Source organism: Deltaproteobacteria bacterium (assembly GCA_012522415.1).
Taxonomy (GTDB): Bacteria; Desulfobacterota; Syntrophia; order Syntrophales; family JAAYKM01; genus JAAYKM01.
Window position 1 is genome coordinate 1 of record JAAYKM010000050.1, and the last position, 15,146, is coordinate 15,146.

Consider the following 15,146-nt stretch of genomic DNA (forward strand, 5'->3'; position numbering starts at 1 on the left):
CCGTCGTCTTCCCCGCGCTCCCCGTAATGCCGATAAAGGTGACCTGATCGAGCCCCCGGCGACGCCGGATCGCGCGAAAATACCTGACCTTGCGTTTAAGCCTCCTGATAAACATTTTTATGCCCCACATGTTTTCCTGATTAAAGCAGGTTCTCTTTGTAGAAAACAGAACCTTTGTTTTCCATCACATGAGAATGAGGATCGCGTGCAATCGAGAACGGCCGGTAAAAAATAAAGAGACAAGACATTTTATGCCTCCAGGATGTTCCGTTCTTCGTTTCCGTTCTTCTTCCGTTCCCGGCCAATCTGTTTCCTCAGGAGGTCCCCGGCCATGGCCGAGGCTTTCTCGATCATGTCCGAAAGGGCTCTCTTCTCTACCATGGAGTTGCGGAGAACGACGTTTCGGGCCTTGGCCTTTTCTCCCGACGCTCTGATGCCGAGGCGCACCCGGGTGATCTCGATGGCGCCCAAAGCGGCAATCACGGACCGGACTCCTCTGTGCCCGCCATCACCCCCCGTTGTTTTTATCCGTACATCGCCGAGGGACAGATCGGCATCGTCATGAACAATCACGCAGTGCGCCGGATCACCGCCCACGCGTTCCAGGAAACGCCTGATCATCGCGCCGTTGTTGTTCATCGGCGTTTGCGGCTTGAACAGGAAAAAGGCGGTCCCGTTTATCTGCGTCCGGCAGACCAGGCCTTCCGGTTGGCGCTGCCAGCCGCTTTCCGCTTGCCGAGCCAGCGCATCGAGGACACGGAAGCCCAGGTTGTGCGGCGTGTTGCGGTACAAAAACCCGGGATTGCCCAGCCCGGCAACGACAAAAACAGCCGACCCGGACCGCAAAGGCATGGGAGGAAGCAACAGGGTGGTACGGGAAGGTTTATGAAGTTTTGAACAAGAACCGCAGAACCGCATTCTATCACACCCGTCTCTCCAGCACGCGATCGGCTTCACCCGGTTGAGGATAAGACGGACCAGATGATCGGCTTTGTGAGAGCCTTTGAGCAGGACCAGGTCCCCCCGTTTCAGCTCATCTTGCAGATAAAGGGCCGCGTGGTATATATTGGGGAAGGCCTGGATGGAGGTGTCCCGCTCATGCCGCCGTGCCCGCAAGGCGCGGTACGCGTGGGGGCCGACGACCACGACGAGATCCGCGCCTTCTCGGGTCATGCGGCAGAAGTTTTTATACTGCGCGGTCTGGTTTCCGGGGAAGTCTGAAAGAGTTCCCACCACGGCAACCTTGCGCGGGGCGTCCGCTTCCCGCAGAAAATCGAGAGGCGCCTGAAACGACCAGGCCGGGGCTTTGATGTCATCCCGGATGAACACGATCCCGTCTTTATCGGGAACGATCTGCATACGCCCTTCATATGGGAGAACGGCGCCAATGGCCGCAATCGCCCTTTCAAGGGGCAATCCCGCCGCCAGGGCGATCCCGAGGGCGGCCAGGGTCGGCAGGGCCATATGGACCCCGTGCAATTGGGTCCGCGCTTCATACTCCCTTCCCCGGTATGACAGCAGAAGGGTCAGGGGTTCCGGCCATCGGGACCGTGCCTCCAGCAGGCGCAGATCCGCCCTTTCATTCGATCCGAACCAGATGACGTGCCGTTTGCAGCGTTCTCCCATCTCTCTCACCAGGGGGTCGTCGATGTTCAACACGGCGGTCCCGTCCTGCGGCAGGGCCAGGACCACCTTCTCCTTTTCCGCGGCGATGGCCTCCTTGCTTCTGAATGCACTGTAGTGATCCAGACCGATCACGGTGATGACAGCGATTTTCGGCATGACCAGCCTGACAGGCAGATCCAGGTCACCGGGTTGGGCGGTTCCCATTTCCACGATACAGTAACGATCGCTGGTGCCGGTTTGTAATATAAGTTTGGCGATAGGCTCAGCCATGTTGTTTCCGCTTGTCTGCCGATAGGGTCCGGACTCGGCGAGGGTTGCGGCGGCCAGATCGGTGGCCGTCGTCTTCCCCGCGCTCCCCGTAATGCCGATAAAGGTGACCTGATCGAGCCCCCGGCGACGCCGGATCGCGCGAAAATACCTGACCTTGCGTTTAAGCCTCCTGATAAACCTTCTCATGTTCCTTTTCATGTTCCTTCATGCCCCACATGTTTTCCTGATTGAAGCAGGTTCTCTTTGCAGAAAACAGAATCGTTGTTTTCCATTGCTTGCCAGCCTGCTAATTGAAACGAAGCATGGTGTACCGCCGACACATAAGAATAAGGGTCGCGTGCAATCGAAAGGGGTTCCGGCCATCGGGACCACGCCTCCAGCAGGTGCAGCTCCGCTTTTTCATCTGATCCGAACCAGATGACATACCGTTTGCAGCGTTTCCCCATCTCCCTCACCAGGGGGGCGTCGATGTTCAACAGGACGGTCCCGTCCTGGGCAGGGCAAGGCGACCTGATCGAGCCCCCGGCGATACCGGATCGCACGAAATGATATGACCCCGCGCTTACTTCCTCTGAGAAATCGCATGATAACTTTTTTCATGACGATCCATTTTCTCCTGAATACCAGAAAGCCTCTTCTCACGTGCGTTTCCATTAACAGAAAACCATCACGCTGTCATCCTTTCGTTGTGGGCCCTGAAACCGACGGCTCTATCTGACGGGAATCTAATCCCTTGGAAAAGATAAGGCAACCTGGGTGAGTCGACGGCTTCATTGGCGTTTTCAACGAAAGACCGGATGGTCCGATAGCGTGACTCTCAGCGTGTCCATTTGTTCATTCCGCATATTCCGGGCCAGATATGTAGAGATCGCCAATCCATCCTTTCATAGGGTGCCTCAATGGAAATAAACGGGTAAATGGAGGGCATGGGATGCAGAGTGGCTCCACCGAGCTGATGGCCTTCAATCAACGGGGGGTGTCATATTCGGCTCCTCGCAAAACTAAAAATCCTTTCGAATCGGTATTGCAGAACCTGCAAACCCTCCTCACCAAGGTTCGGATCGTCAACAAACAAGACGATGAAGCGATTGTTTTTGCCCAAGATGACAGGCCCATTCGTTAAAGTTGTGTTTCCCATAATGCCGGTGTGAAATTTTCCATCTTAATGGGATCAGTCTGTTGCAGATGTCATGTTTGTCGGATGAAATCATACTACACCGCCCGAAGGGCCTCGGTAATTATCATCCGTGAGGCCCGGAATGCCGGGAGGAAGCCCCCAAGAAAGCCCATGATCAGAGAGAACGTCAGGGCCTGGGCGGCAATATCCGGCGTCAGGGTAAAACGGAAGGCCAATTCCGAAAAGGTCTGAAAATTGATGGTGGAGATGGTGAGAAACTGCATGAAACCTGCGCAGAAGAGTCCCATGCAGCCGCCGAACAGTCCGAGCAGAAGTGATTCCATCAAAAACGCCGCCAGAATGTGACGTCGCCCGAAACCCAGGGCCCGCAGGGTACCGATTTCCGCCGTGCGGGTGGCGACGGAGGCGTACATGGTGATCATGGCGCCGATGATGGCCCCCAGAGAAAAAATGACCGTAAGGGAAATGCCCAGAATACGGAGAAATTTTGCCATGATTTCGGATTGTTCCTCGTAGTAGCGGGTTTCCCGTTTCATTTCGAGATCAAGTCGGGGATCGGTTTCGATGGTCTTTTTGACGACGTTCAGTTCTTTCGCGTTCCGAAGCTTGAAGGTGATGGATGAATATACAGGACGGCGGAAAGCCTGCATGACCTGGTCCACATCCGCCCAGATTTCGGAGTTGAAGCCCGAGTTTCCCGCATCGAAAATTCCGACGATCTGCCAGTGTCGCATGCCTGCGTAAAGTTCCTCGTAGAGCCCGCCGCCCTTGAAGCGTCGGGCAATGCTCGCTCCCGCAAGCATTTCGTTCGATCCCGGCCGGGGCAGTCGTCCGGCCACGAGCTTCACCTGGGGACGGAGCAGCAGGGCACGGTTCGTGGTGCCTCTGATGGATACATGGGAGGGGTTACCCGTGTACCGCTTTGGCAGACTGATGAGCACCAGGACTTCCTTGAGAACCAGCGGAACACCTTCCCGGCCGAAGGCGATTCCGGGCAGTGTGCTCACGATGGCCGCCCGGCTGCGTTCGATGCCACTTTGAACCTCAGAGACCGAACCCTTCCGGATCACGATGGCGTTATCGTAAGAGCCCGTTTTGATGAGGGTTTCTTCCAGTCCTCGGGCCAGCATCAAAATGGCGGCGAAAACAAAAACGACCAGGGCCATACCCGAGACGGTGAGCGTTGTCGTCAGCCGTCGTGCCCACAGGTTACGGAGGCTGTAGGAAATCAGAGCGAGCATCAGCCAATTCTCCGGAGGCCGTCAGCGATACGAATGGCGATGGCCCGCTGAACGGGAACGACCGACGCCAGAATCGCGACGGTCAGGGAAGAGCCCAGAGCCATAAGAAGCGAGGCTGTTTCCACCTTGAAGACGGGAAAATACATGCCCAGGCTCTGTTTGAAAGCCATCGCCGCCGGGAAGGACAGGATGACGCCGCAGCAGTATCCGCATAGGGAAATGATAACGGATTCTCCGGCGATCAGGCCGCCGATGGCCCATGCGCCGAACCCCAGGGTTTTTAGGATGGCGTATTCTCCGATTCGTTCTCGTGTCGTCATGGCCATGGTGTTGGCCACCACGGCCAGCATGATGATGATGACGACGAACGAGACAACTTCAATAGCCGTAATGATGGCGCCGCTCATGGCGATAAATCCCTGCTGGAAGGCTTTCTCTGTTTCCGTCAGCGTCTCCGCCCAGGAATTCCTGAAGTTTTCATCGATGGCTTCGCTGATTGCGCCCGAAAGATCGGGCGTTTTGACGCCGATCATGTAAAACCCGACTTCGTCCGCACGAGAGGGGGCTGCTTTTTTCATTGTTTCGTTGAGGTAATCCCAGTGAAAAAAGAACTGGGCTTCATCTACGGAATTTGTTTTTCCATGATAGATTGCCCGCAGGGTAAAATCCCAGTTGCCGGGATAGATGGTGCCCCTAAGGGTAATCATGTCACCGATTTTCCAGCCGTATTTCGCTGCCAGCTTTTTCCCTGCCGCACAGGCCTTTCGGTCCTTCAAAAAAATGTCACGTTCTTTGGGGGGCAGAACATACTCCGGGTAAAGCTCCAGGTAGGTCCTCGCTTCCACGGCGAAATTGGCGAAGAAATGCTTTTCGTCGATGTAAATGCCACCGAACCAGTTGCCGTAGGAAACCAGTCGGACACCGTCGATCTGCCGAATGCGATCCTTGTAGGACAGGGGCAGGGGGAAAATGATGGACACGGCATTGCGTGAAACGAGACGGCTGGCGGAGGAGGCATCGACGCCGACGTGCCAGGCGCCGACAAGCGTTCGGAGCATGACAAAGGCGAGGATGGCGATGGTAATACTCAGTATGGTCAGAAACGCACGGAACTTGTGACGAAAGGCGTTCTTAAACAGGAGTCTGACAATCAGCATCGGTCAAGACTCCTTTCTCGAGATGACGGATAGTCTGGGCGCGCCGGGCGGCTCGGGGATCGTGGGTGACCATGATGATCGTTTTTTTCGACTCCTCGTTCAGCCGGGCCATCAGGTTCAGGACGTCTTCAGCGGAACGACGGTCCAGGTCTCCTGTCGGTTCGTCCGCCACCAAGATGGCCGGATCAGTAATGAGTGCTCGGGCAATGGCGACCCGTTGTTGCTCGCCACCGGAGAGTTGGTGCGGGCGGTGAGCCATCCGATCGCCGAGGTTCACCACGTGCAGGGCCGTTTCGACATGTTGTTTCCGTTCTCGAGCCGTCAGATGGGTGAGGTGCAGGGGCAATGCAACGTTTTCATAGGCCGTCAGCACCGGGATCAGGTTATAGAACTGAAAGATGAAGCCCACATGCCCAGCGCGCCAGATAGCCAGATCCGTTTCCGACAGGGAGGTGATATCCACTCCTTTTACGCGGATGGCACCGCTATCCACCCGGTCGATGCCGGCGATGAGGTTCAAGAGGGTACTCTTCCCCGATCCGGATGGACCCATGAGGGCGATAAATTCTCCTTCACCGATGCCCAAGTTAATGTCCTCGAGAACTGGAATGGTGTACGGACCCCGCCGGTAGGATTTCCTGACATGCTCAATGTCGACAATGATCGGCTGCTTGTCCATTATCTTTCGTTGATGGTGATGGTCGTGCCGGTCTTCAGATTTCGGGGAGGGTCTATGACAACCCGTTCGCCTACGGTTAGACCGCTGGTGATTTCGACGAAATCGCCTAGGACGAGACCTGTCCGGAGAGGTACCTCGGTAACCTGCCTGCCGTTGATGCGGAAGGCGGATACCCGGTTGTCGGCACGGCGCAGAGCGCTCAGGGGGATCGCCGTGCGGGGCGCCTGGTCTCCGGGGGCGATGGGCCTGTCGAGGAAGGAGACCCTGGCGCTCATCTCCGGCAGGATTCGGGGATCCGATTCGATAAATTTTACTTTTACAAGGATACTGGCCTTGGCCCGGTCCGCCGTGGGCACGATCATGTGAATGGTCCCTCGGAAACGGTCTTTCGGCAGGGCATCCAACTGGATTTCACAGGGTTGGCCGGGTTTGATTCGGGAGACGTTGGATTCGGACACATCCGCCTCGATGACCAGCGACCCCAGATCCGCAATGGTCACGACGGCCGCCTTGGCATCGGCGGCGGCGCCAATGGGGGTAACGATGTCCCCAATATCGGCGTTTTTCGTCAGAACAACGGCATCGAATGGCGCTCGGATCCGGGTGTATTCAAGGGCGACATTGGCCCCGTCAAGGGCGGCCTCCGCTGCCGTCACCGCCGCTTTGGCGGAAACCTTCCTAGCAGAAGCGTCCTTGTATCGGGCTTCGGCCAGGTCGAATTCGGCCTGGGAAACGACCTGACGGGCCAGGAGCTGTTTTTTGCGTTCATAATTGAGAGTGGCTTCATGCAGATCCGCCTGAACCTGGGAAACCCGGGCTCCGGCCACGGCTAGGTTCGCCGCTGCCTGTGCTCGGGCAGCCGATACATCCTCGTGCTCCAGAGTGGCGATGATCTGGCCCTTTTTCACGGGATTGCCCTCCTCCACCGCGAGGGAGACCAGACGTCCCGTTATCTTGGACGCAACGGCGGCTTTCCTCTGAGCGACGACATAGCCGCTGGCGTTCAAAAGGCTGTAGGTCTGTGTGGGATAGATCCGGCTGACTATGGCCACGTCAACAGGAACGGATGGCCGCAGGATACCCGCGGCGTACAGGATGACAAACAGGAACATCAGGGCGGCAGCAACTACCAGGTAGATGAATTTCCTGCGTTTTTTTCGGATAAAAGTCTTGGCCTGCGGGTCGATCTTCAACCGGGACAGGTCGTCCGTCATGCTGTCCCCTCCTGAGGTATTTCATGAATGGCAAGCCATACGGTGGTTTGTTCCGGTGCGGTCCAGTTGACCCGGTGTTTTTCATGGGGTTTGATCAGAATGTAGTCTCCGGGAACAAGCAGGCGTTCTTCCTCTCCGGCAAACTGCAGCCCCGCCGATCCCTGCAGGAGTAGAACCCATTCCGCGTGATCCTGATCGTACCAAAATCCCGGTGGCGAGGCCTGTCCCCTTGAACAGATCCGTTCCACACGGTAAGTCTGACCCCGGAACAGTTCCTCGAAAAACTCCGCCCTCCCCTTACTTGAAGGGAGTGAAAAAAGATTGCCCGCCCCATGGTCGTCCGACATGATCAGCGTGTCCTCATTCAGCAGTGTTTATGCGTCCGGACCGGTTCTTGAGAGGATCCAGATCGTGACAACTATACTGAATGGATGCTTCAAGCGTCAAGGCCATTTGGAGGGGACCGCCCCCTATTTTCTTGAAATGGTTTGCAAATCATGACCCCATACAGGGTTGCCTCAATACCGAACAGGAAAATAAATATATGATCGTCCCGGCCGGATTTATGGAGCGGATTTATCGGGGCCGTTTCAATCTGGCCTTGTACCCTGTTCAGTTGCACGCAATCGAAGCCGATCGAGTAGACCACAAGATCCATGTCTATCGTTATCTTGTTGCAGTCTATCCTCAGACGATCTGGCGGTTTTTGCCCAACTAGATCCACAGAAACCGGGTTATATGCTTGATTCTATGATGGAAACGATCCGGGAAAGGGGCAGGATGATCCGGATGTGTCGAAGAGGGAATTGAAGGACAGCTCCACGGCGATGATTCGCCTCAGGGCTATGCGGGTGCCCCGGCGAAACTTCCGGGGGCAAGGGGGGGAGGGTTCAAAGTCGCCCTGACGGTGCTCCGCTACGGACCACATGAGGCGTGCAGATGCATCGTGGGGATGACACTGATCTGTTAGTTCTCCGGTGACCAGAAACCCACTGGTTTGTTATGGGGTGAAAAAGGTTTGGTAGATCATGGCCTGTCCGGGGTGACGGCGCAGGGGACAATTTAGGCGTTTTTTCACGGTTTGATGCGCGCAATGAGGAAAGCCCTTATTTTATTAAAGAATTATTTTGTGGTACCCGGGGGAAAATCATTGCAATTTTCATCGTTATTGGGTAGATGGAGTAGCGACATTTGCTGAATGTGTAAAAGTGTTAAAGTCTTGTGACCGTGCTGGAGGACAGCAATGCGATTGATACCCCGGGAGGAAAAGTTTTTCGACCTGTTTGAGGAACTGGCCGATAAAATCGAAGAGGGGGCCAAGGCCTTCCTGGAAATGGTAAATCATTATGATGATTTCGATTTAAAACTGCCACGGTTGAAAAGTATCGAACACGAGGCGGATATCATTACGCACACCACCTACGCGAAAATGCACAAGACCTTTTTGACGCCCCTGGATCGGGAGGATATTTACGCCCTCGTCAACAAGATGGACAGCATTCTCGATATGACCGAAGCCACGGCGGTTCGAATGTCGCTCTTTCATATCAAGGCTCCTCGCCCGGAAATTATCGAACAGGCCGTCCTTTTGGTTGAAGCAACGAAAAAGGTCAAAATTCTCGTCCAGGGCCTGCGGAATATGAAGAATGCCCCCCAGATTCTCGAGGCCTGTGTGGAGATCAACACCATCGAAAACCAGGGTGACTCCCTGTTGCGCAACGTTATGGCAAAACTCTTCGAGCAGGAAACGAATCCCATAGAATTGATCAAGTGGAAGGATATCTTCGAGCGTTTGGAAGAAGCTCTGGATGTATGCGAGGATGTTTCGAATATTGCCGAAGGCATTGTTCTGAAAAATGGTTGATTCCCTTTATTTTGTTATATTTCTCGTCTTCGTGGCGCTTGTCTTCGATTTCCTGAACGGTTTTCATGATTCGGCGAATGCCATTTCAACAGTCGTGTCAACGCAGGCGCTGCCCCCGAAATACGCTGTCCTGTGGGCCGCGTTTTTTGAATTTTCAGCCGTGTTCTTTGTCGGCGTCAAGGTGGCCAACACCATCGGGACCGGCATCGTTGATCCGGAAATCGTCAATGACCTTCTGATATTGTCGGCTTTGGGGGGTGCCATTATCTGGAATATCATTACCTGGTATTTCGGCCTTCCCAGCAGTTCGTCCCATGCCCTGATCGGAGGGATAATCGGCGCGGCAATCGTCAAGGCCGGCTTTGGTATTCTGGTCTGGCACGGCATTGTCAAGATCACCTTGTTTATCGTTTTGTCCCCGGCTATCGGGCTGATCTTGGGGCTTGTGATCATGGTCATTGTGCTGAATGTGAACCGCCGTTCCTCCGTGGGAACTTCGATGCGTACTTTTCGCAAACTTCAGCTGATATCGTCGGCGGTATATTGCATGGGCCACGGCGGCAACGACGCACAGAAGACCATGGGGATCATCGCCATCATTCTGTACAGCCATGGTCTGCTGGGGCCGACTTTTCATATTCCGATGTGGGTCATCGTGACCTGTTACGTCGTCATTTCCCTGGGGATCATGTCCGGAGGCTGGCGCATCGTCAAAACCATGGGGACCAAGATCACCAAGCTTGAACCGCTGGGCGGCTTCTGTGCAGAGACCGCGGCCGCCATATCCATTATCGGCGCGTCTCTGGGGGGCATTCCCGTCAGCACGACCCACACCATTACAGGCGCTATTGTAGGCGTCGGCGCGACGAAAAGGCTGACGGCCGTTCGCTGGGGCGTCGCCGGCAATATTGTCTGGGCCTGGATTTTGACGATTCCCATGTCAGCGCTGATTGCCGCGTTTCTTTACCTCTGTCTACAGGTTGTTTTTTAAAAGGTCTATCGGCTTTTAAAAACGAGAGGTTTGTACCGTGTATTACATGTTCATGGTGAAAGGTTCTTCCGTATTCCCGTCACGGCCGTAACGGATTTCTCGGGAAGCAGCAGGTATTCCGGTGTGATTGCGACGCCAATTTCCTGCATTTTTAATACCGTGTAGAGCAACGGCTGATTTTCCAGGGCAAAATCACCATAACCTGAAGAGAAACGCCGATCCAGCAGAACCTTCCCTTCCCGCACCAAGTCCCGGCGGGCATAATCCATGAGCCAATCCAGCGCGCCTTCAGCCATCTCGCTCGCTGTCGCGTCGAAGACCACCGCCCGGGCAACAGCATCCGCCGCCATATCGGCCCGGATAGCGGCCATGACCGCTTCCCCCGCCGTCGCCCCCAAAAGCAACGCTTCATCACAGTCGCGCAGAAATCTGGCGAGATGCCTCGTCTCCAGGCGAAGCTCTCTTCCCAGGATGACAGATCCGTCTTCCCTGCCGTAGATCGGCAGACGGGTCATCACGCCCCGCAACTGAATCAGAGCCAGGGCCTCATCGATATGCTGGTCAACCTGTTGTGCCTGCTGGGGCGTGATGTGGGTGATGTCACGGCGATAACCCAGACGCCGGTAAATTTTCTGTACTGGTGGGGTAATCCTGATGGTGTGAAATACCATGCCACACCTTCCTGTTGATCGGCAAAGCCGACCGGCAACCGGAAAGGCCGGATGGCGGTCGGTCGCGTGATTCCTGGTCAGGCTGATGCCGCCTGTTTTTTCATGATGTGATTCAGCAGACCGCCGTCGGCGATCAGTTCCTGCATGAAGGGCGGAATGGGCGTGATCTTGAGCGATTCATCTTCCGTACCGGAAATGGTAATGAGCCCTGTATCACCGTTTACCGAAACAACGGCTCCTTCTTCGACTTTCCCGTAAAGTTCCTTCGACTCAAAAATGGGGAGACCCATATTGAAGGCATTCCGATAAAAAATACGTGCAAAGCTCTTGGCAATAACGCAGGCTACCCCGGCAGCCTTGATGGCGATGGGGGCATGTTCCCTTGAAGAACCGCAACCAAAGTTTTCACCTGCCACAATAATGTCCCCGGGCTTTACCTTTTTGGGGAAATCGGGATCGGCGTCCTCCATGCAGTGGGAAGCGAGGCTAGCATGGTCCGTCGTGTTCAGATAACGGGCCGGAATGATGGCGTCCGTATCGATATTGTCACCGAACTTCCAAATCTTTCCTTGAAATTTCATCATCTTTTTCCTTCTGCGTAAGAGAAATTAGTTCAATTCATCCGGTCCCGCAAGCCGGCCCAGGACGGCGGATGCGGCGGCCACGGCCGGATTGGACAGGTACACCTCACTGCCGGGATGGCCCATCCGGCCGACGAAGTTCCGGTTGGTTGTCGCCACGGCCCGTTCGCCTTGGGCCAGGATGCCCATGTGACCGCCCAGGCAGGGACCACAGGTAGGGGGACTGATAATGGCGTTGGCGTCCATGAAAATGTTCATAAGCCCCTCGTTCATCGCCATCCTGTACACCTCTGGTGTTGCCGGGATGATCAGGAGCCGTACATGAGACGCAGCTTTCCGCCCCTTTAGTACCTGGGCGGCCACCCGCAGGTCCTCGATTCGGCCATTCGTACAGGAACCGATCACGGCCTGGTCGATCCGGATGTCACCGACGCCGCTGATACCTCTCGTATTCGACGGCAGATGAGGAAAAGCCACCTGAGGTTCGATTTTACTGCAGTCGATCTCGATCGTCTCAACGTATGCTGCGTTCGCATCGGAGGCATACTGCGTCCAGGGACGTTTGGCGCGAGGCTTTACGTAGGCCCGGGTGATATCGTCGCAGGCAAAAATGCCATTTTTAGCTCCCGCCTCAATGGCCATGTTGGCCATGGACATCCGGTCCGCCATGCCGAGTGCCGTAACCGTCTCGCCGGTCATTTCCATGGCTTTGTAAAGGGCCCCGTCGACGCCGATTTTGCCGATTATAAAGAGAATCAGATCCTTTCCCGACACCCAGGGATTAAGCTTGCCGTACAGGATGAATTTCATCGATTCAGGCACCTTGAGCCAGGCCTTGCCGGTCAGCATGGCCGCGGCCAGATCCGTGCTCCCCACGCCGGTGGCGAAAGCGCCCAAGGCGCCGTAGGTGCAGGTATGGCTGTCCGCACCGATGACCAGATCGCCAGGAAGAACGATGCCCTTTTCCGGCAAAAGCGCGTGCTCGACACCGACCTCACCTCCTTCGTAATAATGGGTGAGCGCCTGTGAATGGGCGAATTCCCTTACAAATTTACATTGCTGTGCCGAATCGATGTCTTTGTTCGGCGTAAAGTGATCCGGGATCAGGACCACCTTGTCCCTGTCGAAAACCGTTTTCCCTCCAGCCTTCTCGAATTCTTCAATGGCGATGGGAGCGGTAATGTCATTTCCCAGAGCAATATCCACGCTGGCATCGATGAGCATCCCTGGATGCACTTCCGCCAGGCCAGCGTGCGAAGCGAGGATTTTTTCCGTAATCGTCATGCCCACGGCATCTCTCCTGTATTTATTTCCCTTGCAGCACGTACCCGGCGATCAGGTTGCCCACGTCACTGGTGCCCATACCCATATTGCCTGCTTCCATCGATTTGAGGTCTTCTCTGATTGCCTTCTGGACGGCGTCTTCGATCATCAGTGCCGCCCTGTCCTCCCCTAGGCATTCCATCAACATTGCGCCTGCGGTGATTGCCGCCAAGGGGTTGATGACGTTTTTCCCCGTGTATTTCGGGGCGGACCCGCCGATGGGTTCGAACATGGAGGTTCCATCGGGGTTAATGTTCCCTCCGCACGCGATTCCCATACCGCCCTGAATCATGGCCCCCAAGTCGGTGATGATATCGCCGAACATGTTGTCTGTCACGATGACGTCAAACCATTCGGGGTTTTTGACCATCCACATGCAGGTGGCATCCACATGGGCGTAGTCTGTTTTTATTTCGGGGTATTCCGGCGCGATCTCGTGGAAAGCCCTCTCCCAGAGGTCGAAAGCGTAGGTGAGCACGTTGGTTTTGCCGCAGAGAGTCAACTTGCGGTCCCTGTTGCGTTTTTTGGTATATTCGAAGGCATAGCGCAGGCACCGTTCGACGCCTTTTCTTGTATTGATTGATTCCTGAATCGCCACCTCGTCCTTGGTGCCTTTTTTCAGGAATCCACCGGCGCCGGCGTACAGACCTTCCGTGTTTTCCCGGACAACGACGAAATCGATTTCCTTCGGTCCCTTGTTCTTGAGGGGCGTGTCAACACCCTCGTATAGTTTTACGGGGCGGAGGTTGATGTACTGGTCCAGTTCAAATCGAGTCCGCAGAAGAATCCCCTTTTCCAGAATACCGGGTTTCACGTCGGGGTGCCCGATCGCGCCCAGGAAGATGGCCTTGAATTGACGCAGTTCATTCAGGACACTGTCCGGTAGAATTTCACCCGTTTTCTTGTAGCGCTCGCCGCCGATATCGTAATGGGTGTAACGCAGGGTGAAACCGAGGGCCTGTGCCGCCGCATCGAGAACCTTGATTCCTTCGGCAACGACTTCCGGTCCGGTCCCGTCTCCCGGCATGACCGCAACATTGTATTCTTTGCCCATATGAAGACCTCCTTGCGTGTGTTTTATTTTTTGCTTCTTTCCGAAACCATGTAGGGCCGTTTCTCAATATAGAGGGGAAAGAGGGCACCATCTTTTTCAGAGAAAAGGTTCATTGTCAACGGATATTCTTATCACAATCCATCTGTTTTTCCCGGAGCATGGTCAGTATGTCCTCAGGAATGTCCTGCGCTTTCAGGTGTTCCGGATCCGATGCATCGATACAGATTCGTTTTTCCATGCCTTCCGCAAGCAGGCTGTGATCCTCTGCCAAGACAATCCGCGTTTTGAGGGTGATCGTCTTCCTGCCGATCTCTTCAATTTCCGAGATTATTCGAATCTTGTCCATATATCGACCGGGTTTTATGTATGTACAGCGTGATTCCACCAGGGGAAACTGGAGGTGGCGGCAGTGCAGGAGCATTTTGTGATTCAGGCCGATCGCATCGAACATGAAATGATTCGTTGTGTCAATCCACTCATAATAGCGCGGATAATAGACTATACCGGCCGAATCCAGATCTCCCCATCCGATTTGCCTTTCCCGGATGAATTGAAACATCTTTAGCCCTCCACCACCTGCTTGAAGTCTTTTTTCAACCATTCCAGGCGGTTCAGGGCGTTGATGTAGGCTTTTGCCGACGCCACGATCACATCCGGATGGGCACCATCTCCAATGACGGAGCGGCCGTTGTAGCGTAACTGGACCGTCACCTCGCCTTGTGCGTCCGTACCGCCGGTGATTGCGTTGACGGCGTATTTGATCAGTGGATAGTCGGTTCGGGTGATTTTGCGGATTACAGTAAACGTCGCGTCCACCGGACCGATGCCAAAGCCGGCGTCTTGGAAAATTTCCTCGTCGATGGACATACGCATGGTCGCTGTCGGTATGGCAACGCTTCCAGAAACGACGTTCAAGTAATCCAGTTTGTACTTGTCTTCCGAACGAAACAGGTGTTCGTAGACAATTGCTTCGAGATCTTCGTCAAAAATATCCTTCTTGACGTCGGCCAATTCCTTGACCTTCGCCGTAATCTGGTTCAGCTGGTCACCGGTCAGGTTGAACCCCATGTTCTTCAGATGTTCACTGACCGCATGCCGTCCCGAATGCTTGCCCAAGACAATATTGCTGTCGGAAATGCCGACGGATTGGGGCGTCATGATTTCGTAGGTGATCTTTTCCTTGAGAAGACCGTCTTGATGAATTCCCGATTCATGGGCGAAGGCGTTTGCCCCGACGATAGCCTTGTTTGGCTGCACCGCCACACCGGTGATCTGGGTCAGAAGGCGTGATGTCTGATAAATATGGGGGGTCTTTATATTGGTCTTTAGACCGAAGA

Annotated in this window: 16 protein-coding genes; 3 read left to right on the top strand and 13 right to left on the bottom strand. The window is 54.9% G+C overall.

Annotated features, from left to right (window positions below; all coding sequences use genetic code 11):
• Window positions 1-249: 249 nt before the first annotated feature.
• The 7 genes from GX147_04730 to GX147_04760 form a co-directional block, all read right to left on the bottom strand.
• Entirely contained in the window at window positions 250-2,082 is a 1,833-nt protein-coding gene (locus GX147_04730) for an aminoacyl-tRNA hydrolase (GenBank protein NLN60005.1), read from the bottom strand.
• Between the two features lie 8 nt (window positions 2,083-2,090).
• A complete protein-coding gene (locus tag GX147_04735; protein ID NLN60006.1) occupies window positions 2,091-2,342 on the bottom strand; it encodes a hypothetical protein in 252 nt (83 codons plus the stop codon).
• A 766-nt stretch (window positions 2,343-3,108) separates the two neighbouring features.
• On the bottom strand, window positions 3,109-4,275 hold the full coding sequence (locus GX147_04740; protein ID NLN60007.1) for an ABC transporter permease: 1,167 nt from the start codon (window positions 4,273-4,275) through the stop codon (window positions 3,109-3,111).
• Window positions 4,275-5,432, bottom strand: coding sequence for an ABC transporter permease (locus GX147_04745; protein NLN60008.1), 1,158 nt, complete (start codon window positions 5,430-5,432; stop codon window positions 4,275-4,277). The genes GX147_04740 and GX147_04745 overlap by 1 nt, the downstream gene beginning before the upstream one ends.
• Window positions 5,407-6,111: an ABC transporter ATP-binding protein gene (locus GX147_04750; protein NLN60009.1), complete on the bottom strand. Its 705-nt coding sequence runs from the start codon at window positions 6,109-6,111 to the stop codon at window positions 5,407-5,409. The genes GX147_04745 and GX147_04750 overlap by 26 nt, the downstream gene beginning before the upstream one ends.
• Window positions 6,111-7,325 carry an efflux RND transporter periplasmic adaptor subunit gene (locus GX147_04755; GenBank protein NLN60010.1) on the bottom strand — a complete coding sequence of 405 codons (1,215 nt, stop codon included), beginning with the start codon at window positions 7,323-7,325 and terminating at the stop codon, window positions 6,111-6,113. Before GX147_04755 ends, GX147_04750 begins: the two co-directional genes overlap by 1 nt.
• Window positions 7,322-7,672, bottom strand: a complete 351-nt coding sequence (locus GX147_04760; protein ID NLN60011.1) for a cupin domain-containing protein — start codon at window positions 7,670-7,672, stop codon at window positions 7,322-7,324. Before GX147_04760 ends, GX147_04755 begins: the two co-directional genes overlap by 4 nt.
• Window positions 7,673-7,869: 197 nt before the next feature.
• Here GX147_04760 and GX147_04765 point away from each other — a divergent pair, with 197 nt between their 5' ends.
• The 3 genes from GX147_04765 to GX147_04775 all read left to right on the top strand — a co-directional run bounded on the left by GX147_04765 (window position 7,870) and on the right by GX147_04775 (window position 10,180).
• A complete protein-coding gene (locus GX147_04765) occupies window positions 7,870-8,043 on the top strand; it encodes a hypothetical protein (GenBank protein ID NLN60012.1) in 174 nt (57 codons plus the stop codon).
• Between the two features lie 525 nt (window positions 8,044-8,568).
• On the top strand, window positions 8,569-9,189 hold the full coding sequence (locus GX147_04770) for a DUF47 domain-containing protein (protein NLN60013.1): 621 nt from the start codon (window positions 8,569-8,571) through the stop codon (window positions 9,187-9,189).
• A complete protein-coding gene (locus GX147_04775) occupies window positions 9,182-10,180 on the top strand; it encodes an inorganic phosphate transporter (GenBank protein NLN60014.1) in 999 nt (332 codons plus the stop codon). Before GX147_04770 ends, GX147_04775 begins: the two co-directional genes overlap by 8 nt.
• Window positions 10,181-10,230: 50 nt before the next feature.
• On the opposite strand, the gene GX147_04780 is transcribed toward GX147_04775, so the two are convergent.
• The 6 genes from GX147_04780 to GX147_04805 form a co-directional block, all read right to left on the bottom strand.
• On the bottom strand, window positions 10,231-10,851 hold the full coding sequence (locus GX147_04780; protein ID NLN60015.1) for a hypothetical protein: 621 nt from the start codon (window positions 10,849-10,851) through the stop codon (window positions 10,231-10,233).
• Between the two features lie 77 nt (window positions 10,852-10,928).
• On the bottom strand, window positions 10,929-11,432 hold the full coding sequence (locus tag GX147_04785) for a 3-isopropylmalate dehydratase small subunit (protein ID NLN60016.1): 504 nt from the start codon (window positions 11,430-11,432) through the stop codon (window positions 10,929-10,931).
• Window positions 11,433-11,459: 27 nt separating this feature from the next.
• The gene (leuC, locus tag GX147_04790; GenBank protein ID NLN60017.1) at window positions 11,460-12,722 is read right to left on the bottom strand and encodes a 3-isopropylmalate dehydratase large subunit; all 1,263 of its coding nucleotides are present in this window, start codon (window positions 12,720-12,722) and stop codon (window positions 11,460-11,462) included.
• A 16-nt stretch (window positions 12,723-12,738) separates the two neighbouring features.
• On the bottom strand, window positions 12,739-13,809 hold the full coding sequence (locus tag GX147_04795; GenBank protein NLN60018.1) for a 3-isopropylmalate dehydrogenase: 1,071 nt from the start codon (window positions 13,807-13,809) through the stop codon (window positions 12,739-12,741).
• A 115-nt stretch (window positions 13,810-13,924) separates the two neighbouring features.
• Window positions 13,925-14,368 (bottom strand): hypothetical protein, encoded by a 444-nt coding sequence (locus tag GX147_04800; protein ID NLN60019.1) that lies wholly within the window; start codon window positions 14,366-14,368, stop codon window positions 13,925-13,927.
• A 2-nt stretch (window positions 14,369-14,370) separates the two neighbouring features.
• Window positions 14,371-15,146: 2-isopropylmalate synthase (locus GX147_04805; GenBank protein ID NLN60020.1), on the bottom strand; the 776-nt coding region annotated here is incomplete at its 5' end.